This window comes from Thermaurantiacus sp. (genome assembly GCF_053487655.1).
This window is the reverse complement of the sequence record NZ_JBRCLD010000012.1, coordinates 1-20,444: the sequence shown is the minus strand read 5'-3', so window position 1 is coordinate 20,444 and position 20,444 is coordinate 1. Positions and strand designations below refer to the sequence as shown.

The following is a 20,444-nucleotide window of genomic DNA, read 5'->3' as shown; positions in this document are numbered from 1 at the left end:
CAGGAAGTCGCGGCCATGCGGCTCTAGACAGCCGCGAGCAGCGGCGGCAAGCCGATGCGTCATGGACTGCAGCCATCCCATCAGCGCCCCTTGGGGCAAGGCCATCACAGCGGTCGTCACTGCCGTCTTGCTGCTGCTGGTCCAGCTCATCGCCACTCCGGCCCGTGCCCAGAGCATCCTCAGGGACGCGGAGACGGAGGCGCTGCTCCGCGATATTGCCGCCCCGCTCGTCGCCGCAGCTGAGCTCGATCCCCGCTCGGTCCAGATCTATCTTGTCGGCGACAGCAGCATCAACGCCTTCGTCGCTGGCGGGCAGAACATCTTCTTCCATTCCGGCCTGCTCGTCGCTGCCAAGGATGTGAACCAGGTGCAGGGCGTCATGGCCCATGAACTTGGGCACATCGCCGGCGGCCACGCGGTGCGCTGGAGCGAGGGTGCTGGGCCTGCGTCGACCATCTCGCTCTTGTCGCTCATCCTCGGGGCAGCGGCAATGGCGATGGGGGCAGGAGACGCTGGCATGGCAGCGATTATGGCCGGACAGCAAGCGGCCCAGGCCAAGATCCTCTCCTTCAACCGCGAGCAGGAAAGCCGGGCTGATCAGGCCGGCGCTACCTATCTCAATCGTGCCGGGATTACCGGCCGTGGCATGATCAGCTTCTTTGAACAGCTCCAGGGCGAGGAATTTCGCCTCGCCATTCCCCAGACCAACAGCTACAACCGCACGCACCCGCTCTCGGGCGAACGGATCCGCGCGCTCGACAATGTGCTCCGCCAGAGCCCAGCTTGGAACAGCCCCGTCGACCCGGAGCTGCAGGCCCGTTACGCCCGGGTGCGTGGCAAGCTCATCGGCTTCCTTTATCCGCTCGAGACGGTGCTGAAGGCCTATCCTGAGACCGACACATCCGATGCTGCCCGCTTCGCGCGCGCCTACGGCTTTCACCGCGCTGCCTTTCCCGAGAAGGCGCTGGCCGAAGTCCAGGCCGTGGTGCTGAGAAACCCAGCCGATCCTTATGCGCGCGAGCTCGAAGGCCAGATCCTCCTCGAATCGGGCCGAGTGCATGATGCCCTTCGTCCGCTCCGCCAGGCGGTTGCCCTCTCAAATGGCGAGCCGCTGATCGCTGGCATGCTCGGCCACGCCCTGCTCCAGGCCAGTAACGACGGCGCCGACAAGGCGAGCCTCGCCGAAGCCGAAACCATGCTCCGCAACGTGGTCCAACGCGACAGCCGCAACCCCTTTGCCTGGCTTCAGCTCGGCACCATCTACGAGTTAAAAGGCGACCAGCCCCGCGCCGCGCTCGCATCTGCCGAGCGCATCAGCCTCTCCGGTGGCGATCCGCGGCTCGCTGCCCGCGCTGCCAAGACCGCCATGGCCGGCCTGCCGCGCGGCACGCCTGATTTCTTGCGCGCCGAGGATATCGCGCTCGCAAGCCAGGGTGAGATTGAGCGATTGCGCCTTAAGGAGCGCGGGGGGAAGGAGCAGCTGCCGCGATGACCGACATGGAAGCACCTGCCGCAGCCCGAGTGTCCCGCCCGCCACGCCCGGGCGTGCCGCTTTGGGTGGCGGTCTTGCTGGCACTGGTGGCAGGTGCAGCACTCGGTGCACTCGGCTGGCAGAGCTTCGACTCCGAGCCCGACCCGCCGGTCACGGACAAGAATTTTGCCGAGCGAGTCCGCGCTGCCATCCTCGCCGACCCCAAGATCATCCCCGACGCCATCACCAAGCTCCAGAACCAGGAAGTGGCGAAACTTCTTGCCAGCAACCGCGAAGCGATCGAAACACCCTTTGCCGGCGCTTGGGCAGGCGCTGCAGACGGCGATGTTGTGCTGGTTGAGTTCTTCGATTTCGCCTGCCCCTATTGCCGCCAGGGCCATGCCGATGTGGCGCAGCTTCTTGCCGAGGACCCGAAGCTCAAAGTGGTCTGGCGCGATTTTCCTGTGCTCGGTCCTGAGAGCGAGCGCTTCGCCCGCGCCAGTCTGTCGGCGGCACGGCAAGGCCGCTACCGGCAGTTTCTTGACGCCGTTTTCAGCCACGAGGGGCGCCTTACCGAGGCGAGATTCATTCCTGCTGTGCGCAAGGCAAGGCTCAACGAGAGACAGCTGGTCGAGGATTTGAAGGACCCCGAGCTCCGGGCTGTCATCGAGTCGAACTTGGGACTCGCCCGCGCCCTGGGCCTCACGGGCACGCCCAGCTACATTATCGGCGACCGCATTATTTCGGGTGCAGTCGGGATCGAGGAGCTGCGCGCAGCCATCGCACAGGCCCGCAAGCTCCCGCCGAAGCCAGCGCAAGCCCCGGCGACATAAGCTCAGCGCGAATAGAATTCGACGACGAGGTTGGGCTCCATCTTCACGGGATAGGGCACCTCGTCAAGGCTGGGCACGCGCACATAGGTGGCCTCAAAGCCGTCGACCGCCACATAGTCAGGAATATCGCGCTCGCCCGAAGACTGGGCTTCGAGCACCAGGGCCATCTCCTTCGCCTTGTCGGAAAGGGTGATGACGTCCCCTGGGGCAACACGCGCCGAGGCGATGTTGCACCTCTTTCCGTTCACCCGGACATGGCCATGATTCACGATCTGGCGGGCAGCAAAGATGGTGGGGGCAAACTTGGCACGGTAGACGACCATGTCCAACCGGCGCTCAAGCAGACCGATCAGGTTCTGCGAGGTATCGCCTTTTACGCGGGCTGCTTCCTCGTAGATCTTGCGGAACTGCTTTTCGGTCACATCGCCGTAATAGCCCTTTAGCTTCTGCTTGGCCTTCAGCTGCTGCCCAAAGTCCGATGTCTTGCCCTTGCGGCGCTGGCCATGCTGGCCGGGGCCGTATTCGCGGCGATTGATCGGGGACTTGGGCCGGCCCCAGATGTTCTCACCCATCCGGCGGTCGAGCTTGTATTTGGCGCTGGTGCGCTTCGACATGGTCCATCCTTCGCTTGCCGGCGGCGGAAGTGCCACCCGGCGCCTCTTCAAGAGAGGGTGCCCGGAACCGCGCACGCCTCCTTCCGCAAGAAGACCTGGGCCACCGCTTCACCGGGCATACGGGGCCGAATGCGAGGCCGGCCGGCTAGCGAAAGGCGTGGGTCAGGTCAAGCCGTTCCTTGACGCAGCGGGGCGGGGTGGCTATGCACCCGCGCTTCCCGGATATCTGGAGTTTGCCTGTGGCGCGCGTCACTGTTGAGGATTGTATCGAGAAAGTTCCCAACCGGTTTGAGCTCGTTCTCCTGGCCGGCCAGCGGGCGCGGCAGATTTCGGGTGGGGCGGAGCTGACCCTCGACCGCGACCGGGACAAGAACCCGGTGGTGGCACTTCGCGAGATTGCCGAGGGAACGGTTGCGCCTTCTGAGCTCGAGGAGCGGATCATCCAGGGGCTCATGAAAGTCCAGATCGAGGAGGATGAGGAGGCCGACGATCTGGGGAGCCTCGCCGCTTCTGCCGAGGCGCTGCGGCTGACGGCGGCGGTTCCGCCGAAGAACCAGAATCTGGGACCGGACGAGTGAAGGCGGCGCTGGCTGGGGCCTGCTAATCGACGAACGATCACTGCTCCCGCCTCCCTGGTCGGCCGGGAGCAAGGGGCGGGATGACGTGTAGCGTTCGCCCAAAGCTCCGGACCATTCGCCATGGCCTGTTCTGCGGATGTCGGCGTCGAGTTGCATTCGAACGGCGAGGCAGGCGACGCCAAGCTGCAGCCTTGCTTCAACCGCTGAGGGGTGATGGTGCCCGGGGGCGGATTCGAACCACCGACACAGCGATTTTCAGTCGCTTGCTCTACCAACTGAGCTACCCAGGCACGGGAGCGCGGCTATAGGCGCGCCCGGCGGACCGGGTCAACGGGTGGCAGAGGGGGCGCAGCAGCACGGCGACGGGCCGGAGATGGCGGGGGGAGCGGGTGCGTCGCATTTCTGCAACAGGCTCGTCACAACAGCAGAAACGCAGACGGGCGGGACTTGCCGAGGCAAGACCGATCGTCATGATGCATTGCAACATGCATAGGGAGATTGCCATGCGGTTGCCGCTTCGTATCGCGCTCCTCTCCTCGATCATGGTCGTGCCGGTGCCAGCCCTGGCCCAGCTTGCCGGGGTAAGCGAGGCCGAGGAGACGATCATCGTGACGGGGACGCGGCGCAGCGACCGCACCATCCTCGAGAGTGCAGTGCCGATTGATGTGGTCTCTGGCGAGGCGCTCACACAGCGCGGCGTCTCGGAGACGACGCGAGCACTCCGCGATCTCGTGCCCTCATTCAACTTTCCGCAGCCGTCGATCACCGACGGCACCGATGTAATCCGGCCGGCAACGCTGCGTGGCCTTGGGCCGGACCAAACGCTGGTGCTGGTCAATGGCAAGCGGCGACATCTTTCGGCGCTCTTGAACATCAATGGCTCTGTCGGGCGGGGGACCCAGGCAGTTGACATCAACATGATCCCATCATCGGCGCTCTCGCGTGTCGAAGTGCTGCGCGACGGCGCAGCAGCGCAATATGGCTCAGACGCGATTGCTGGCGTCATCAACTTCCAGCTGCGCGACGACCGGCAGGGCGCGCGCTTTGTAGCAACTTTCGGGACCCATTTGGGGCGGGTTGCAGGTGTCGAAGAAGTGACGGGCGTGCGGCTAGGGCCCGGAGGCCTGCCGATTGTAACCCCCGACGGCGTGCTTGAACTCGAGACGACGGGGAAGAACCGCAAGGCCAATGATGGCGATTTCGTCCAGGTGTCAGCCAATTTCGGCCTTCCAATCGCAGCCGAGGGATACCTCAATGTGACGGCGGAATATCGCGACCGGCAGCGCACCAACCGCGCTGGCTATGACCCACGGCGACAGTATAATGTGACGCCAATCTACAGTCCGGCGGAATTCACATTCAACCGGCTCAGTCACCTTTACGGCGATGCCAAGACCGAGGATTTCGCTTTTGCTGTCAATCTTGGGATCCCAATCGATGAGAATGTCAGCTTCTACGCCTTTGGCACCTATGGGGAGCGAGACGGCAATTCGGCTGGCTTCTACCGGCGCTCCAATGACAACCGCAATGTGATTGGAGTCTATCCTGACGGCTTTTTGCCCCGGATTTCCTCCAAGGCGAAAGATTACGAGCTCGTCACCGGCCTCAAGGGCGCGTTCGGGGAGACGGGTTTCGACCTTTCGATGGGATATGGGCGCAACGAATTCGACTTCCGGGTCGTCAACTCGATCAATGCGTCGCTCGGGGTTGCAAGCCCCACCAAGTTTGACTCCGGCGGGCTTCGCTACAGCCAACTGATGTTCAACCTGGACTTGAACCGCGGCTTCGACTGGGCGGCAGGCGTGACGGTTGCCGCAGGCCTCGAGTGGCGGCGTGAGACCTACGAGGTGAGGCCAGGCGAGTTGGCAAGCTATGTTGCAGGACCGGTCCGAGTGGGTGAGAACAACCCGCAGTTCACTGGAGCTGCAGGGGCTGCGTTTGCAGCACCGGGTGCGCAAGTCTTTCCGGGCTTCCAGCCCGTGATCGGAGGTGTGAAGGTCACCGGCGAGAATGCAAGGGAGAATCTCTCGCTCTATGCGGAGGTGGATGCGAACCTGACCGAAAAATGGTCAGCGCAAGTCGCTGGCCGCTATGAGGACTATTCCGACTTCGGCTCGGACTGGAACTGGAAGGTGGCAACGCGCTGGCAGGCGATCGAGATGTTTGCGCTCCGAGGCGGGGTTTCGACCGGGTTCCGGGCGCCGGGGCTTGCGCAGCAATTTTTCGCCGCCGCTGCGACCAACAATATCGGTGGCGTGCTGGTGGATGCCGTGACGCTGCCGAACGCAAACCCAGTGGCACTCGCGCTGGGGTCCACACCGCTGGGGCCGGAGAAAAGCTTCTCCTATTCGGCAGGCGGAGTCTTCACGCCCGCGCCGCGAGTCTCGGTGACAGTCGACTGGTACCGGATCGACATCGACAACCGGATCGTGCTGACCGACAATCTGACGGCGACTCGCGATGCGGCTGGCAATCCCTCAGGCACCAACCCGGGGCGGGGGATTGCCCAGATCCTGAATGCCGCCGGCTTCACCAACATCTCGGCAGCGCGCTTCTTTTTCAACGGTATCGATACCCAGACCCAGGGGCTCGATGTCATCGCCAACTGGCGGCCGGATGTGGGGGATTTCGGCAATCTCGGGCTTACGCTCGGCTACAACCGCAACAAGACTCGGATCTCGGGCCGGCAGGACTTGCCTGGCTCGCTGAACCAGGTGCCGGGAATCATCCTTTTCGGGCGTCTGGAGTCGCTTCGGATCGAGCGGGGACAGCCGCTCGACCGAGTGAACATGGTGCTCGATTTCGAGCGCGACTGGTTCGGGTTTACTGCCAGGGCCAACCGCTTCGGCGAGGTGCTCTCGCCGGGCCTTGACGCATTCAACGATGTGCTGCTCGAGGCCAAGTGGATTACCGATATGGAAGTGCGCGTCCGGCCCGTGCAGAAGATCGAGCTTGCGCTGGGGGCAGACAATATCTTGAATGTCTATCCGACCCGAGCGCCGACCGGGCAGGGGCGTGACCCGGTGACTGGAGCGGTCCGAAACTATTCGGTCAACAACTATTTCCTGCCCTTCTCCAGCTTCTCGCCGTTCGGGTTCAATGGCCGGTTCATCTACCTTCGCGGGAGCCTGAACTTCTGAATGGCAAGCCCCCAACGCCTGGGGCGGTGCTCGCAGTCGATGATGTGACCGTGCATGGGCGCCGCCGCGATGCAGCTCTGGGCATTGACGTGCACCCCTTGCGCCTTCTTTGGCGTCTGCAGCTTCGGGATGAGGGCGGAGAAGGCACCCCGGCTGATCCTCCTTGCTGATCCTGAGGCCAGGATGGGCTTCGGCCATGTGCTGGCCGCAGGAGGCGAAGGGCCATGGGTTCAGGCCGCGCTGCGGCGCAGCGGGGCTGGCGGTGACCAGTGGAGGCCAGCGTGCCCCTTCGCCTCGACAAGGAGGAAGGCGCCCTGACCCAGCGGACGGACCACGCCATTGCGGGTCTCCGTAATCCGGGCATTCAGGATGAAAGGGCCGACGCGCTTGTCCGTTAGTGCCTTGTCGATCTTCCCCATGAGCTTTGCGAAATCGCGCGTGAAATTCTGCCCAAGTTCGGCAGCGATGGCGTCGCGCACGGCAGGAGCCCGGGCGACGGCAAGCAGAAGGCGCCCCTGCGCGCCCTTGAGCTCGCCCGTCACTTCGAGGTTGCGGATTTCAAGCTTCTGCGTGTCAGGGGCATTCCAGACTTCGCCAGTAAGCCAAACCTGACCTTCGGCACGAACGAGGCCGGCCTCGGCCTTCAAGGGCAGGCCGACCGCGACCCGGCCGCCTTTCGTCGCGTAAAGCGTCGGCCGGCCGAATTCGGCGTTGACGGCACCAAGCACCGGCACCGCGATGCCCTTCGCTGCCGCCTTGCGCAGCGCCTTTTCAAGCACGCCCTCGAGCACGGCCCAGTCGGCGACGACCGGCACGACGAGGCGGAAGCCGTCGGCCTCGAGCCGGGCCGGCGGCGGCAGCGGACCCACTTCCGGATCGGGCGGGCGGTGACCGACAAAGGTTTCCGTCGTTGCTTCGATGACGAGCGGAAGCGTAGCGCTGCCACGCCTGACCGAAAGATCGCCGACAGCGACTGCCCTTGGCGTGATGCGCATCCAGACTTCCGGGTTGGCACGGTTCAGGAGGATCGAGGTGTGCGCCTCCTGCCAGCCCTGCGCCATGGCCGCCCGCGGCCGGAGCCGATCAATCTCGGCCGGAAGCCGGGCCTCGATCTGGCGGGCGAGCTTGCCGAGCTCGGCATCGACCTGGTGCTGGAAGGTGAAGCGGTGGCGACCGATCTTGACGCCCGGCGGCTCCTGCCAGCGCCAGGAAAGATCGACTGTCGGCACTGGCTTCCAGTCCTGACCGATGGCGAAGCGCAGCGAGGCCTCGACCTCGGCCTCGCCGGTTGCCCTTGGCGTGCCGATAAAGCCCAGGATCTCCTTTGCCTGCACCTGGCCACTGAGCGGCATGGAAAGGCGGAGCGTCTTGCCGGAGCCGGAGAGTGCAATGGGCCCACGCACCACTTCGCCCTTGAGGTGGCATCGAAGGCCAGGCGGGATGCAATGTTCGCGCACCTCGTCGATCGCATAGACGGTCTTTGGCACAGCTGCTTCGAGTGCAGCGCGAAGTTCGGGAAGATCGGCCTCAAGCTCGAAGGCAACGCGCGACACTTGCGGCGCGATGACGGGCTCGGCAGGCACGCGCGGCGGGGCAGGCGTCGACATCTTGCTGCAGCCGGCAAGCAGGAGGAGGACAAGCGTGCGCACAGGTATGCGCTAGCGCGAGTGCAAGGCGATGCGAAGCCTTCCGGTTGTGCAGGGCCAAGCCTAAAGTGATGCGATGCCGATTGCGATCCGCACCTCGCTTGACGAGATTCCGCTAGGCCCCGATTTTGTGCCCAACCGGCCTGTGCGGCCCGAGAAGAGCGAGGGCGGGAAGCGGTTTCGCCTTGTCTCCGACTATGCGCCTGCCGGGGACCAGCCAGCAGCGATCGCCGAACTTGTGGCGCAGGCGCGGGCAGGCGAGCGGGACCAGGTGCTACTGGGCGTGACCGGCTCAGGCAAAACCTTCACTATGGCCAAGGTGATCGAAGAGCTGCAGCGGCCGACGCTGGTGCTGGCACCCAACAAGATTCTGGCCGCCCAGCTCTATGGTGAGTTCAAGACCTTCTTTCCTGAAAACGCAGTCGAGTATTTTGTCTCATACTATGATTATTACCAGCCCGAAGCCTATGTGCCGCGCACTGACACCTATATAGAGAAGGAAAGCAGCGTCAACGAGGCGATCGACCGGATGCGCCATTCCGCGACCCGCGCGCTTCTGGAACGCGACGATGTGCTGATCGTGGCCTCGGTCTCCTGCCTTTATGGTATCGGTTCCGTTGAGACCTATTCGGCGATGACCTTCAGCCTGGCGAAGGGCCAGGCCGCTGACATGCGCGAGATCATCCGCAAGCTGGTTGCGCTGCAGTACAAGCGGAACGAGACGGCGTTTGGCCGGGGATGCTTTCGGGTTCGGGGCGACACGCTGGAGCTGTTCCCCTCCCACTATGAGGACATGGCGTGGCGGATTTCCTTCTTCGGCGACGAGGTGGAGGCGATTGTCGAGTTCGATCCGCTGACGGGGAACCGGATTGCGACGCTGGAGCGCGTAAAGGTCTATGCCAATTCCCACTATGTGACACCTGGGCCGACGCTGGCGCAAGCAGTGGAGGCCATCAAGCACGAGCTTGCCGAGCGATTGCGGGAGCTGGAGGCGGAGGGGCGCCTGCTCGAATATCAGCGCCTCGAGCAGCGAACCCGGTTCGATCTCGAGATGATCGCGGCGACCGGAAGCTGTGCGGGCATTGAGAATTATTCGCGTTTTCTGACGGGGCGGTTGCCGGGCGAACCCCCGCCCACCCTGTTCGAATATTTGCCTGACAACGCGCTCCTGTTCGTGGACGAGAGCCATGTGACCATCCCGCAAGTCGGGGGGATGGCGCGCGGCGACCGGGCACGGAAGGTGACACTTGCCGAATATGGCTTCCGGCTGCCCAGCTGTGTCGACAATCGGCCGCTCCGGTTTGAGGAATGGGACCGGATGCGGCCGCAGACCATCTATGTCTCGGCAACACCAGGCCCGTGGGAGATGGCACAAACCGGGGGTGTGTTCGTCGAGCAAGTGATACGCCCGACAGGTCTCGTTGACCCGCCAGTCGAGGTTCGCCCTGTCGAGGACCAGGTCGATGACCTGATTGCGGAAGCCAAGGCAACGGCTGCGAAGGGCTATCGGACACTGGTGACAACACTCACCAAGAAAATGGCCGAGGACCTGACCGAATATCTGCACGAGGCGGGCTTGCGCGTGCGCTACATGCATTCAGACGTCGAGACTCTGGAGCGGATCGCCCTCATTCGCGACTTGCGGCTGGGAGTCTATGACGTTCTCGTTGGCATCAACCTGCTGCGCGAGGGGCTCGACATTCCCGAGTGCGGGCTCGTCTGCATTCTCGATGCCGACAAGGAGGGCTTTCTGCGCTCAGAGACTTCGCTCGTGCAGACGATTGGGCGGGCGGCACGCAATGCGGAAGGACGGGTCATCCTCTATGCCGACGGCATGACGGGTTCGATGGAGCGGGCGCTCGCCGAGACCGAGCGGCGGCGGGCAAAGCAGCTCAAGTGGAATGTCGAGCACGGGATCACGCCCGAGACGGTCAAGAAGGCGGTTTCCGACATCATCGGCCATGTTGCGGCCAAGGACTATCTGACGGTCGAAATTGATGCCGAGACTCCGCATCTGGTGGGCCACAACCTTGCCGCGCACATCGCCGAGCTCGAGAAACGGATGCACGATGCCGCAGCCAACCTCGAATTCGAAGAGGCAGCGCGGCTGCGCGATGAAATCCGCCGGCTGGAAGCCGGCGAGCTCGGCATCGCCGAGAGGTCGGCAGCGCCGCTCACACCACAGGCAGCGGCCGGCAAGCCGGGGACACGCACCAACCGCTGGGGCAAGGTGCGGGCCCGACGAATGCAGGGCCGGCCCTGAAGCCGGTCAGAGGGCTCAACGAGCGGCTGGTCGCCTTATGGGAAGAAGAAGGGTGAGGGGGCAGCAGGGCTCTGGCGCGGGCGGGAAAAGCCGCCATATTGCGGTGCGATGCTGCGGCAATATGAGCTTGTGGAGAAGGTCAGGGCCTATGACCCGGAGGCAGATGAGGATCTGCTGAACCGTGCCTATGTCTTCTCGATGAAGGCCCATGGCAGCCAGCTGCGCGCCAGCGGCGACCCCTATTTCTCGCATCCCATTGAGGTGGCCGGCATTCTGACCGACCTGAGGCTTGATGACGAGACCATTGCAACTGCCATCCTCCACGACACGATCGAAGACACGCTGGCCACACATGACGACATCAGCCGCCTGTTTGGCGACAATATCGCCCGCCTCGTGGATGGGGTGACAAAGCTCAGCCGGATTGAAGCGCAGTCGGAGAGCGAACGCGCGGCAGAGAATCTCCGCCGTTTCGTGCTCGCAATGTCGGACGACATCCGTGTTCTCATTGTGAAGCTTGCGGACCGACTGCACAACATGCGCACGCTTCACCACCTCAAGAACCCCGAGAAAAGGCGGCGGATCGCCAAGGAGACCTGGGACATCTATGCGCCGCTTGCCGAGCGGATCGGGCTCTATGGTTTCATGGACGAGCTCAAGGACCTTGCCTTTCGCGAGCTCGAGCCCGAGGCGTGGGACTCGATCACAACCCGGCTTCAAGGGCTTCGTTCCGGCAACCAGGACACCATCGGGCGCATTGAGAGCGGGATCCGGCTGGCGCTGGCGCAGGCCGGCGTGGTGGCGGACGATGTGCGCGGGCGGGAGAAACGGCCCTGGTCGATCTTTGCCAAGATGAAGGAGCGCGACATCACGTTCGAGCAGCTCTCGGACGTCGTCGCCTTCCGGGTCATCACCCGCTCGGTCGATGATTGCTACCGGGCGCTTGGCGCCCTCCACCAGCGCTGGAAGATGGTGCCGGGGCGGTTCAAGGACTATATCTCAACGCCCAAGGCAAATGGCTATCGCTCGCTTCACACAACGCTCATCGACCGCGAGAAGCTCAGGATCGAAGTCCAGATCCGAGACAGCGACATGCATGCCGAAGCTGAATTCGGGATGGCGGCGCACTGGGCCTACAAGCAAAAGCAGGGCGGCGACCTCCACTATCCCTGGCTCCAAGACCTGATCGAGATCCTGGAGCACGCCCAGAGCCCGGAGGAGGTTCTGGAACACACCAGGATGGCAATGTTCACCGACCGGCTGTTCTGCTTCACGCCCAAGGGTGAGCTCATCCAGCTGCCGATGGGGGCAACGCCAGTCGACTTCGCCTATGCTGTCCACACGACCTTGGGGGATACCTGCACTGGCGCCCGGGTCAATGGCAAGACGGTCCCCTTGCGGACTCCGCTCAAGAACGGGGACCAGGTGGAGATCCTGACCCGCGCCGGTCACTCGCCCGATCCTGCCTGGGAGCGGTTTGTGGTAACGGCCAAGGCGCGCTCAGCGGTCAGAAGGCATGTGCGCGCCCGCGAAAAGGCAGGGCTGCAGCGCACTGGCCGCGCGCTCTACGAGCGGATCCTTAAAGATCTCAAGGTTTCGATCAGCGCAGAAGCCATCACCGAAGCGCTGGCGCGACTGCGGCTCCCTGACGAGGCGGCGCTCCATGTGGCACTCGCGCGCGGCACAGTTTCGGATGCGCAGGTGATGGACGCGCTCATTCCGGGCGCAGGGGCCATGCGCAAGCGGCGGCGGCGAGCAACAGGCAGGGGCCGGATCCTGATCGACGGCCATGCGACCGAGGCGGGGATGGAGCTTGCGCCTTGCTGCATGCCCGTGCCAGGCGACCGGATCGTTGGAGTCCGGGTGCCCGAGCGGGGAATTGTGGTGCATACGCTCGCCTGCCCCCGCCTCGATGACGCAGCACACGAGGACTGGGTGGACCTCGCCTGGGCGCCTGACGCTGGGACTGGAACCGGGCGGATCGGAGTTGTCGTCATCAACGAGCCCGGTGCACTCGCGCAAGTGACGGCCGTGCTCGCGCGGCAGGCGGCCAACATCGTCAACCTGCGTCTTGAGGAGCGCGACCGAGCGCACCACCACTATCTGCTCGACGTAGAGGTCGAGGATGTGCGCCACCTCGAGGACCTGGTGGCAGGCGTGCGTGCACTCGAGGCGGTGGTCACGGCCGAGCGGGTGCAGGAAAGTTGAGCCGGCGAATCCCCTTCCGCAAGCCGATGGGCTGTGGCACGGGGCCGTGATGACAGATGAGGAGGTGCTGGAGGCGTTCCGAGCCGCGGGCGCGCTTTTGGAAGGGCATTTCATCCTGTCCTCCGGGCGCCATTCGGCGCACTATCTCCAATGCGCACGTGTGCTTATGGACCCGGCGCGTGCGGCGCGGCTGGCAACAGCGCTGGCTGCCAGGCTGCCTAAGCCAGTGAAAGCCGAAGCACACGCCGTGGTGGCGCCTGCGATGGGGGGGATCCTGGTGGGCCATGAGCTCGCCCGGGCGCTGGGCTGCCTCTCGATGTTCCTCGAGCGGCCGACTGGCGTGTTCGAGCTCCGACGCGGGTTCGCGCTCGAGCCCGGCATGCCGGTCATCCTCGCCGAGGACGTGGTGACGACCGGGCTTTCGAGCCGGGAGGCCATTGCGGCGGTGGAGCGGGCCGGGGCGCGGGTGATCCACGCAGCAGCTCTGGTCGACCGCTCGGACGGGAAGGCGGAACTTGGCGTGCCCTTGACGGCGCTGCTGCGGCTTGCGGTGCCGACCTATGCAGCAGATGCGCTGCCACCCGAACTTGCGGCGCTGCCGGCAACCAAACCAGGAAGCCGGGGATGACAATGCCCCTCCGCCTCGGGGTCAATATCGACCATGTTGCAACCATCCGGAACGCCCGCGGCGGCAACCACCCCTGCCCCATCCGCGCTGCACATGTGGCAGCGGCTGCCGGTGCTGACGGGATCACGGCGCATCTGCGCGAGGACCGCAGGCACATGACCGATGCCGACATTGCCCGGCTGGTCCAAGAGATCGACCTGCCCTTGAACCTCGAGATGGCGGCAACCGATGAGATGCTGGCGATTGCCCTGAAGTGCCGGCCGCATGCAGCCTGCATCGTGCCCGAGCGGCGCGCCGAGCGCACGACCGAAGGCGGGCTGGATGCAGCCGGGCAGCAGGGGATGCTGAAACCGCTGGTGGAGCGGCTCCGGGACGCGGGAATCCGGGTCTCGCTCTTTGTCGCGCCAGAAGCCCGGCAGATCGAGGCAGCAGCGCAGCTCGGAGTGCCCGTCATCGAGCTCCACACTGGCCCCTATGCCCATTCCGGCGGGGCGGCCGCCGAACTTGGCCATTTGCGCAAGGCAGCCGCCATGGCCAAACAGCTCGGGCTTGAAGTGCATGCCGGGCATGGGTTGAGCTTCGCCAATGTGGGGCCGGTGGCAGCAATCCCCGAGCTTTCCGAGCTCAACATCGGCCATTTCCTCATTGGCGAAGCGCTGTTCTCCGGGCTCGATGCTGCCGTGCGCGCGATGCGGGCGCGGATGGACGCAGCGCGGGCATGATCATCTTGGGGCTCGGCTCGGACCTCTGCAACATCGAGCGCATCGCGCGCGCGATCGACCGGTTCGGCGACCGGGTCCTCGAGCGCATCTTCACGGCTGCCGAGCGGGCGAAATCTGACCGGCGGGTCGTGACCCGCGCTGCCAGCTACGCCAAGCGCTTTGCTGCCAAGGAGGCCTGTGCCAAGGCGCTGGGAACCGGGTTCCGCCGCGGCGTCTTCTTCCGCGACATGGGAGTCGTCAACCTGGCATCGGGAGCACCAGCCATGGTGCTGACCGGCGGCGCGCTGGCCCGGCTTGAAGCGCTGACCCCTGTCGGGCATAAGGCCCATATTCACGTGACCCTGACTGATGACCACCCTTGGGCGCTGGCCTTCGTCCTCATCACTGCGAGCCGGCCATGAACCGACTGGACTCCGGGGCAGCCAAGCCCGCCAAGGTGAAGCAGCCCTTCTCGTGGCGCCGCGAGGCGCAGCAATGGGCTGTCCTCATCCTCGCCGTACTCGGCATTCACAGCTTCATCGCCAAGCCCTTCTACATCCCTTCGGAATCGATGATGCCCGGGCTCCTGGTCGGGGACCGGCTGATTGTCTCCAAATTCCCCTATGGCTTCAGCTATCTCTCACCATCGGTGCCGATTCTCCCCAAGATTCCGGGCCGTCTGTTTGGCCAGCTGCCGGAGCGCGGCGACATCATTGTGGTGAAGTCCCCTTCGGATGGCGCCGACTGGATCAAGCGGGTGGTGGGATTGCCCGGCGATACGGTGGAAGTGCGTGGCGGAATCGTCTGGCTCAACGGCCGACCGGTACCGCACGAGCGGATTGCCGATGTCGAAATCCGCGTATCACCCAATACGGATTGCCAGTATCTGCCAAGCCTGCGCGGCGCTGCGGCGGACGGTGCGCCAGTGTGCCGCTTCCCTGCCTTTCGGGAAGAGCTGAATGGCCGGCCCTATGTGGTGCTCGATCTCGCAGCGACCGAGCGCGATGACCGGCCGCCAGTGACCGTGCCCGAGGGCTATCTTTTCCTGCTGGGCGACAATCGCGACAATTCGTCAGACAGCCGGGTGCCGCCTGAAGTGGGCGGGCTTGGACTGGTGCCGATTGAGAATATCGTTGGCCGAGCCGAGTTCACGACCTTCAGCCTCGACGGGTCAGCGACCCTTAATCCCTTGAGCTGGGTCAGCTCGCTGCGCGGCGAACGGGCGTTCCTCAGCCTCCGGAAGAACTGAAGGCGCAAGTGAGGCGCCAGACCTTGGCCGGCCGGTCGAGCTCGATCCGGCTGCAGTTGCCAAGCACATCGGCGCCGACGAGGATCCAGGGGCTGCGGCCGCGTCGGCCTTCCCGGGCGCCCTTGACCACGATGGTGTCGGCATCGTCATCGGCGGTCGAAGTGCCGGCCTCGGCGCGCGAGTCGATGGCTTTTGCTTCCGCTTCGCTCACACGCGCGGCAGGGCGGATGAGGGGGAGACCCACAAGCGTGGCACCGGGCCTTGGCACGAGCGCCTGCCATGGCAGGCGCGCGCGCGGAATCGGCTCCCACAAGCCGACCCGATTGGCGCGTCGGACGAGCCCTTCCGCCTCAAGTGCGGCAGCAGCGCGAGCGTTCATGATCGTGACTGGACTGTCGGGTGCAAAAGTCACTCGGATCTTCTCGCCACCGATGCGAGTGATGACATCCGGATCGTTGGTACCGTCCCGCACAAGCGTGTAGGACTGGCCTCCCGAAGGGGCGCGCGGGTTCAACCAGACCACCCGGTCGCCCTCGAAGACGAAGATCGAGAGAACTCCGGCCGTGCGGGCAGTGATTTCGGGCTCGATCCAGGCGGTGGGAAGCTTGCGCTTGGGCGCGCCCTCGATACCCACCCCGATGCGGTTGAAACGGACCAGGGCCGAACCCCCGGGGAGCAGCGCGTTTGAGAAACGCAGCTTGCCGACGACGGGGAAAGGCTTGATGCCGGTTTCCAGGGCTGGCTTTGCGTTCAGGAGCAAGGCTGCGGGAACGCCGAGTGCGACTCGAACGGGGAGCTCGCTGTCTCGGATGCGCACTGTCACGATGGGCTCGGGATCGGCAATCAACACGCGCGGCGCCTGGGCAGCAGCCGGCACAGCAAGAAGCACAGGGACGAGAAAGCGCATACGCAGCCTCATCGCACGCACAAGTTCTCGACGCCAGCAGCTGAGGCACAGCAAGGACCGGGGCCGAAGCAGTTGCGGGCAGCGCGATCAGGACAGAAGGCGAACCCCTGTGCCGACGCCGAGCACCCAGGCCAAGCCCAAGCAGGTCCACCCTCCCCTTCTTGACGGTCTGGCTGGCTCAGCCGCCGCGGGCCACCTGGAGAAGCTCGACTTCGAAGACGAGGACGCTGTTCGGGGGGATGACCCCGTTGCCGGCACCCTCGGCGCCATATCCGAGCTCCGGTGGGATGGTGATTCGCTGCTTTTCGCCAGGCTGCATCTGCTGGAGCGCCTCGGCAAAGCCGGGGATGACATCGCTCACACGAAAGGCGGCAGGCTCGCCTCTGGCATAGCTCGAATCAAAGACGGTGCCGTCGGCAAGACGGCCCTCATAGTGGACAAGGACGAAATCGGCGGGCCCTGGCGGCTGGCTCGGCATGTTGCTGCCAGCCGCGGGCTTCAGCACTTCGACCTGGAGACCGGAGGGAAGGCGAGTCACTCCCGGTTTCTTCGCATTCGCAGCGAGAAAACCCTGGACGAGCGCAGCGGGCTCGGCGACGCTGCGGGTGCCGGCCCAGGCGAGCGCGGCCATGGCGGCGACGCCGACGAGGGCGGCGGCGATCCATTTGGCCAGGCCGGAAGGGGCCGGCCCGGGCAGGCTGCTGCTCATGGTTGAGATCAGCGGATGCCGTCGCGCTCGGCGCGCTTGCGATCAAGCTTGCGAGCGCGGCGCACGGCAGCAGCACGTTCGCGCGCCCGCTTTTCCGACGGCTTCTCATAGTGGCGGCGCAGCTTCATCTCCCGGTAGACACCCTCGCGCTGGAGCTTCTTCTTGAGCGCCCGAAGGGCCTGGTCGACATTGTTGTCCCGAACGATGATCTGCACGCGGCACCAGCTCCTTTGCTTCGCAGGCGACCTGCCTGCCTCCAAAAACAGGGCGCCACCGGCCTTGGCCGGCAGCGCCAGGGCATGGGTGATAGCAAAATCGGGGCGGTGCGGCAAGCGGCCCCTTGTGGCGCGGTTTCGCCGGCGCCCGGCTTGCGCTAGGAGCCGCGCATGACCTTGCCTGAGGACCCGACACTCGATGAGCTGCGGCCGGCGCTCGCGCAGGCGATGCTGCCCCATGTGCCGTTCGATGGCTGGTCGGTGGTTGCGCTCGATGCCGCAGCGAAAGACCTGGGGGTGGACCCTGCAGTGGCGCGGCTGGCCTTCCCGCGCGGGGCGGCGGACATGGTGGCGGCCTATATCCGCGCCGCAGATGACGCACTGCTTGCCGCCTGCGATACGGCCGAGTTCAAGGCCATGAAGGTGCGGGAGAAGGTGACGGCGGCGATCCGCACCCGGCTCGAGGCGGCCGCGCCCCACCGCGAGGCCGTCCGGCGGGCGGCGGCCATCCTTGCGCTTCCCGGCAATGTGCCGCTTGCTGCGCGCCTCACCTGGGGCACGGCGGACGCGATCTGGCGCGCCGCCGGAGACACCGCGACCGACTTCAACCATTATTCCAAGCGGGCGATTGCTGGCGCTATCTACTCGGCGACGCTCTTCATCTGGATGGCGGACGAGAGCGAGGGTTTCGCCGACACCTGGGCCTTTCTCGACCGGCGGATCGCGGGCGTGATGCGGTTCGAGAAGTGGAAGGCTGGGCTCGGCAGGGACCGGGACCGACCGAGCCTGGTCCGGTTTCTCGGGCGGCTGCGCTACCCGGCAATCTGACCGTCACGGGGCCGGCCATTTTCGATATTGCGTGACTTTCGCAGGAATCTCGCCCAGGGGCGTCGTGTGAGACGACTGGACGAGCTGGACCGGGGCGAGGGTGGCGAGATTGCCGGATTCCTCGGCGGGGATCAGCGGCTGGTCGCGCGGCTCATCGAGATGGGCTTCGACGAGGGCGTGCAGGTGACGCTCACCGACCGCGCTCCCGGGGGCGACCCGATTGCGGTCCGGATCGGCTCGACCAAGGTGGCGCTGCGCCGTGCGCTGGCGGCGCGGGTCGCGATCCGGTGAACCGCGAGACCGCGATCGGAGCGCGTGTTCCGCTGGTGGCGGTTGCCGGGCACCCGAACGCCGGCAAGACATCGCTGTTCAACGCGCTGACCGGGGCCCGGCAGAAGGTGGCGAACTATCCGGGGGTCACGGTCGAGCGGACATCGGCCCGGCTGGTCCTGGGGTCGGGCCGGGAGATCGAGCTGCTCGACCTTCCGGGTGCCTACAGCCTCGATCCGCGCTCCCCCGACGAGGCGGTGACGCGAGATGCGCTGCTGGGGCGGATTCCGGGCCAGCCGCGGCCGGACCTGGTGCTTGCCGTGCTCGACGCGACCAGCCTCGGGATCCACCTGCGCTTCCTGCTCGAGCTCAGGGCGCTTGGCCTGCCGCTGGTGGTGGCGCTCAACCGGGTGGACATGGCCGCCCGCGACGGCACGCGGATCGACACGGCAGCGCTTGCCGCCCGGCTGGGGCTGCCTGTCATCGAAACGGTTGCGGTGCGCCGGCGCGGGCTCGACGCGCTGCTCGCGGAGGTGGAGGCGGGGCTCGATCCGGTGGTGACGCGAACCGAGCGGGCGGAGACGCCGGCAACCGATCTGCGCGCGCTGGCGCGGGCCGCACGCGCGCTGGCGGGCGAGGTCACCCTTGCCCGGGGCCCGGGCCGGGCGCTGACCGACCGGATCGACCGGGTGGTGCTGCATCCGCTCATCGGACCGCTGCTGCTTGCCTTCCTGCTGTTCCTGATGTTCCAGGCGGTGTTCACGCTGGCCGGGGCGCCGATGGGCTGGATCGAGGCCGGGATCGGCAGCTTGCAACGGCTTGCAGCGGCGGCGATCCCGCCCGGGCTCCTGCGCTCGGCCATCACCGAGGGGCTCCTGGCCGGGGTCGGGTCGGTTCTGGTGTTCCTGCCGCAGATCCTCATCCTGTTCGCCTTCATCCTCGCGCTCGAGGGGAGCGGCTATCTGGGCCGCGCCGCCTTTCTCGCCGACCGGCTGATGGCGCGCGCCGGGCTTTCGGGCATGAGCTTCATCCCGCTCCTCTCCTCCTTTGCCTGTGCCATTCCCGGGATCATGGCAGCGCGCACGGTCGCCGACCCGAAGGCGCGGCTGGCGACCATCCTCGTCGCCCCGCTCATGACCTGTTCGGCGCGGCTTCCGGTCTATGCGGTGGTGATTGCCGCCTTCATCCCCGCGACCACCGTGTGGGGCCCCATCGGCCTCCAGGGGCTTGTGCTGTTCGGCCTTTACGTGGCGGGCGCCGTGGGCGGTTTTCTCGCGGCACTGGCCATGCGGGCAACGGTGGCGCGTGGCGCCTCCCTGCCCCTGCTGATGGAGTTGCCGGCCTACCAGATGCCGGCGGCGCGGGACCTCGCCATCGGCCTGTGGGTGCGAGTGCTGGCCTTCCTGAAGCGGGCCGGCACCATCATCCTGATGGCATCTCTGGCGCTGTGGCTGCTGGCGAGCTTTCCGCGCGCCGGAGCCGCGCCGCCGCCGCTCGCCGACAGCTACGCGGGTCGCATCGGCACCACGCTCCAGCCGCTCGTTGCGCCGCTCGGATTCGGGCCGGACATTGCGCTGGCGCTCGTACCGGCGATGGCGGCGCGCGAAGTCGCCGTCTCGGCGCTCGGGACCGTCTATGCAATCGAGGCGGAGGATCCCGCGGACGGCCTGGTGGAGCGCCTCAGGGGCGCCTGGCCGCTTCCCACCGCACTCGCCTTCCTCGCCTGGTTCGTCTTCGCCCCCCAGTGCATCTCGACGATCGCGGTCGCCCGGCGAGAGACCAACAGCTGGCGCTGGCCCCTGTTCATGCTCGCCTATCTGTTCGCGCTGGCCTGGGGTGCGGCCTTCGTCGTGAACCGGGTGGCGATCGCGCTGCTTCCGGGCTGATCCTCAGTCAATGAGGCCGAGGAGGAGGACGGTCGCCGCGTAGAGCGAAAAGGTGACGACCGCGGCGGTGGCGAGAAGCGGGAGCGTGTTCCAGAGCTTGCCGTCGAAGTGGAGGATGCCGTGGACCATCTCGTGCACCGCATCGCCGATGCTGCGGTGGAGGTGGAGCTTCTGGCCGCAGGCGCTGCAATAGGCGCCGCGGACTTCGGCGCCGCAGTTGGCGCAGGTGCCATGGTCGGTCGCCGCGCCCGCGCGCGGGGCGGGTGGGTCGAGTGCGGCCGCCGCGGCGGTGGCCAAC

At 65.8% G+C, this 20,444-nt stretch carries 18 protein-coding genes, 1 tRNA gene and 1 pseudogene; 13 read left to right on the top strand and 7 right to left on the bottom strand.

Translation table 11 applies throughout. The features are described from left to right. Positions 1–61 precede the first annotated feature (61 nt). Both ACWIQA_RS01375 and ACWIQA_RS01370 read left to right on the top strand, forming a co-directional pair. Positions 62–1,492, top strand: coding sequence for a M48 family metalloprotease (locus ACWIQA_RS01375; protein WP_448581271.1), 1,431 nt, complete (start codon positions 62–64; stop codon positions 1,490–1,492). Further along, complete coding sequence (locus tag ACWIQA_RS01370) at positions 1,489–2,304, top strand: DsbA family protein (protein WP_448581270.1); 816 nt, start codon at positions 1,489–1,491, stop codon at positions 2,302–2,304. Before ACWIQA_RS01375 ends, ACWIQA_RS01370 begins: the two co-directional genes overlap by 4 nt. A gap of 2 nt (positions 2,305–2,306) precedes the next feature. On the opposite strand, the gene rpsD is transcribed toward ACWIQA_RS01370, so the two are convergent. Beyond that, positions 2,307–2,918: a 30S ribosomal protein S4 gene (gene rpsD, locus ACWIQA_RS01365; RefSeq protein WP_448581269.1), complete on the bottom strand. Its 612-nt coding sequence runs from the start codon at positions 2,916–2,918 to the stop codon at positions 2,307–2,309. A gap of 239 nt (positions 2,919–3,157) precedes the next feature. Here rpsD and rpoZ point away from each other — a divergent pair, with 239 nt between their 5' ends. After that, on the top strand, positions 3,158–3,496 hold the full coding sequence (rpoZ, locus tag ACWIQA_RS01360) for a DNA-directed RNA polymerase subunit omega (protein WP_448581268.1): 339 nt from the start codon (positions 3,158–3,160) through the stop codon (positions 3,494–3,496). 214 nt (positions 3,497–3,710) lie between these two features. Here the strand turns inward: rpoZ and ACWIQA_RS01355 are convergent. Continuing rightward, positions 3,711–3,786, bottom strand: a tRNA-Phe gene (locus tag ACWIQA_RS01355). Between the two features lie 213 nt (positions 3,787–3,999). Between ACWIQA_RS01355 and ACWIQA_RS01350 the strand changes: the two genes are divergently transcribed. Then, entirely contained in the window at positions 4,000–6,636 is a 2,637-nt protein-coding gene (locus ACWIQA_RS01350) for a TonB-dependent receptor plug domain-containing protein (protein ID WP_448581267.1), read from the top strand. 230 nt (positions 6,637–6,866) lie between these two features. Here the strand turns inward: ACWIQA_RS01350 and ACWIQA_RS01345 are convergent, their stop codons facing one another. Then, entirely contained in the window at positions 6,867–8,285 is a 1,419-nt protein-coding gene (locus ACWIQA_RS01345) for a DUF4403 family protein (RefSeq protein WP_448581266.1), read from the bottom strand. 73 nt (positions 8,286–8,358) lie between these two features. Here ACWIQA_RS01345 and uvrB point away from each other — a divergent pair, with 73 nt between their 5' ends. From uvrB to lepB, 6 genes are all read left to right on the top strand, one after another. After that, the gene (gene uvrB, locus ACWIQA_RS01340) at positions 8,359–10,545 is read left to right on the top strand and encodes an excinuclease ABC subunit UvrB (RefSeq protein WP_448581265.1); all 2,187 of its coding nucleotides are present in this window, start codon (positions 8,359–8,361) and stop codon (positions 10,543–10,545) included. A 108-nt stretch (positions 10,546–10,653) separates the two neighbouring features. After that, positions 10,654–12,753: a RelA/SpoT family protein gene (locus ACWIQA_RS01335; protein ID WP_448581264.1), complete on the top strand. Its 2,100-nt coding sequence runs from the start codon at positions 10,654–10,656 to the stop codon at positions 12,751–12,753. A gap of 49 nt (positions 12,754–12,802) precedes the next feature. Next, entirely contained in the window at positions 12,803–13,381 is a 579-nt protein-coding gene (pyrE, locus tag ACWIQA_RS01330; RefSeq protein ID WP_448581263.1) for an orotate phosphoribosyltransferase, read from the top strand. After that, positions 13,378–14,103, top strand: coding sequence for a pyridoxine 5'-phosphate synthase (locus ACWIQA_RS01325; RefSeq protein WP_448581262.1), 726 nt, complete (start codon positions 13,378–13,380; stop codon positions 14,101–14,103). The genes pyrE and ACWIQA_RS01325 overlap by 4 nt, the downstream gene beginning before the upstream one ends. After that, positions 14,103–14,504, top strand: coding sequence for a holo-ACP synthase (gene acpS, locus ACWIQA_RS01320; protein WP_448581279.1), 402 nt, complete (start codon positions 14,103–14,105; stop codon positions 14,502–14,504). Before ACWIQA_RS01325 ends, acpS begins: the two co-directional genes overlap by 1 nt. Continuing rightward, positions 14,501–15,331 (top strand): signal peptidase I, encoded by an 831-nt coding sequence (gene lepB, locus ACWIQA_RS01315; protein ID WP_448581261.1) that lies wholly within the window; start codon positions 14,501–14,503, stop codon positions 15,329–15,331. Before acpS ends, lepB begins: the two co-directional genes overlap by 4 nt. Here the strand turns inward: lepB and ACWIQA_RS01310 are convergent. The 3 genes from ACWIQA_RS01310 to rpsU all read right to left on the bottom strand — a co-directional run bounded on the left by ACWIQA_RS01310 (position 15,312) and on the right by rpsU (position 17,162). Continuing rightward, positions 15,312–16,250 carry a hypothetical protein gene (locus tag ACWIQA_RS01310; RefSeq protein WP_448581260.1) on the bottom strand — a complete coding sequence of 313 codons (939 nt, stop codon included), beginning with the start codon at positions 16,248–16,250 and terminating at the stop codon, positions 15,312–15,314. The two genes, lepB and ACWIQA_RS01310, sit on opposite strands and share 20 nt — an antisense overlap. A 166-nt stretch (positions 16,251–16,416) precedes the next feature. Next, entirely contained in the window at positions 16,417–16,947 is a 531-nt protein-coding gene (locus ACWIQA_RS01305; protein ID WP_448581259.1) for an FKBP-type peptidyl-prolyl cis-trans isomerase, read from the bottom strand. Positions 16,948–16,955: 8 nt separating this feature from the next. Continuing rightward, entirely contained in the window at positions 16,956–17,162 is a 207-nt protein-coding gene (gene rpsU / locus ACWIQA_RS01300) for a 30S ribosomal protein S21 (protein WP_448581258.1), read from the bottom strand. A 171-nt stretch (positions 17,163–17,333) separates the two neighbouring features. On the opposite strand from rpsU, the gene ACWIQA_RS01295 reads away from it, so the two are divergent. The 3 genes from ACWIQA_RS01295 (at position 17,334) to feoB (ending at position 20,146) form a co-directional block, all read left to right on the top strand. After that, complete coding sequence (locus ACWIQA_RS01295) at positions 17,334–17,990, top strand: COQ9 family protein (RefSeq protein WP_448581257.1); 657 nt, start codon at positions 17,334–17,336, stop codon at positions 17,988–17,990. Positions 17,991–18,056: 66 nt separating this feature from the next. After that, positions 18,057–18,281, top strand: a complete 225-nt coding sequence (locus ACWIQA_RS01290) for a FeoA family protein (protein ID WP_448581256.1) — start codon at positions 18,057–18,059, stop codon at positions 18,279–18,281. Continuing rightward, positions 18,278–20,146, top strand: coding sequence for a ferrous iron transporter B (feoB, locus tag ACWIQA_RS01285; RefSeq protein ID WP_448581255.1), 1,869 nt, complete (start codon positions 18,278–18,280; stop codon positions 20,144–20,146). Before ACWIQA_RS01290 ends, feoB begins: the two co-directional genes overlap by 4 nt. A 3-nt stretch (positions 20,147–20,149) precedes the next feature. Here feoB and ACWIQA_RS01280 read toward each other — a convergent pair. After that, positions 20,150–20,444, bottom strand: a pseudogene (locus tag ACWIQA_RS01280) (hypothetical protein); the annotation flags it as partial.

Excerpts from the sequence above, each read along its gene's own strand:
- ACWIQA_RS01375 (WP_448581271.1), top strand. The coding sequence starts at position 62 with ATGGACTGCAGCCATCCCATCAGCGCCCCTTGGGGCAAGGCCATCACA.
- ACWIQA_RS01370 (WP_448581270.1), top strand. The coding sequence starts at position 1,489 with ATGACCGACATGGAAGCACCTGCCGCAGCCCGAGTGTCCCGCCCGCCA.
- rpsD (WP_448581269.1), bottom strand. The coding sequence starts at position 2,918 with ATGTCGAAGCGCACCAGCGCCAAATACAAGCTCGACCGCCGGATGGGT.
- ACWIQA_RS01350 (WP_448581267.1), top strand. The coding sequence starts at position 4,000 with ATGCGGTTGCCGCTTCGTATCGCGCTCCTCTCCTCGATCATGGTCGTG.
- uvrB (WP_448581265.1), top strand. The coding sequence starts at position 8,359 with ATGCCGATTGCGATCCGCACCTCGCTTGACGAGATTCCGCTAGGCCCC.
- ACWIQA_RS01335 (WP_448581264.1), top strand. The coding sequence starts at position 10,654 with ATGCTGCGGCAATATGAGCTTGTGGAGAAGGTCAGGGCCTATGACCCG.
- pyrE (WP_448581263.1), top strand. The coding sequence starts at position 12,803 with ATGACAGATGAGGAGGTGCTGGAGGCGTTCCGAGCCGCGGGCGCGCTT.
- ACWIQA_RS01325 (WP_448581262.1), top strand. The coding sequence starts at position 13,378 with ATGACAATGCCCCTCCGCCTCGGGGTCAATATCGACCATGTTGCAACC.
- lepB (WP_448581261.1), top strand. The coding sequence starts at position 14,501 with ATGAACCGACTGGACTCCGGGGCAGCCAAGCCCGCCAAGGTGAAGCAG.
- ACWIQA_RS01310 (WP_448581260.1), bottom strand. The coding sequence starts at position 16,250 with ATGAGGCTGCGTATGCGCTTTCTCGTCCCTGTGCTTCTTGCTGTGCCG.
- ACWIQA_RS01305 (WP_448581259.1), bottom strand. The coding sequence starts at position 16,947 with ATGAGCAGCAGCCTGCCCGGGCCGGCCCCTTCCGGCCTGGCCAAATGG.
- ACWIQA_RS01295 (WP_448581257.1), top strand. The coding sequence starts at position 17,334 with ATGACCTTGCCTGAGGACCCGACACTCGATGAGCTGCGGCCGGCGCTC.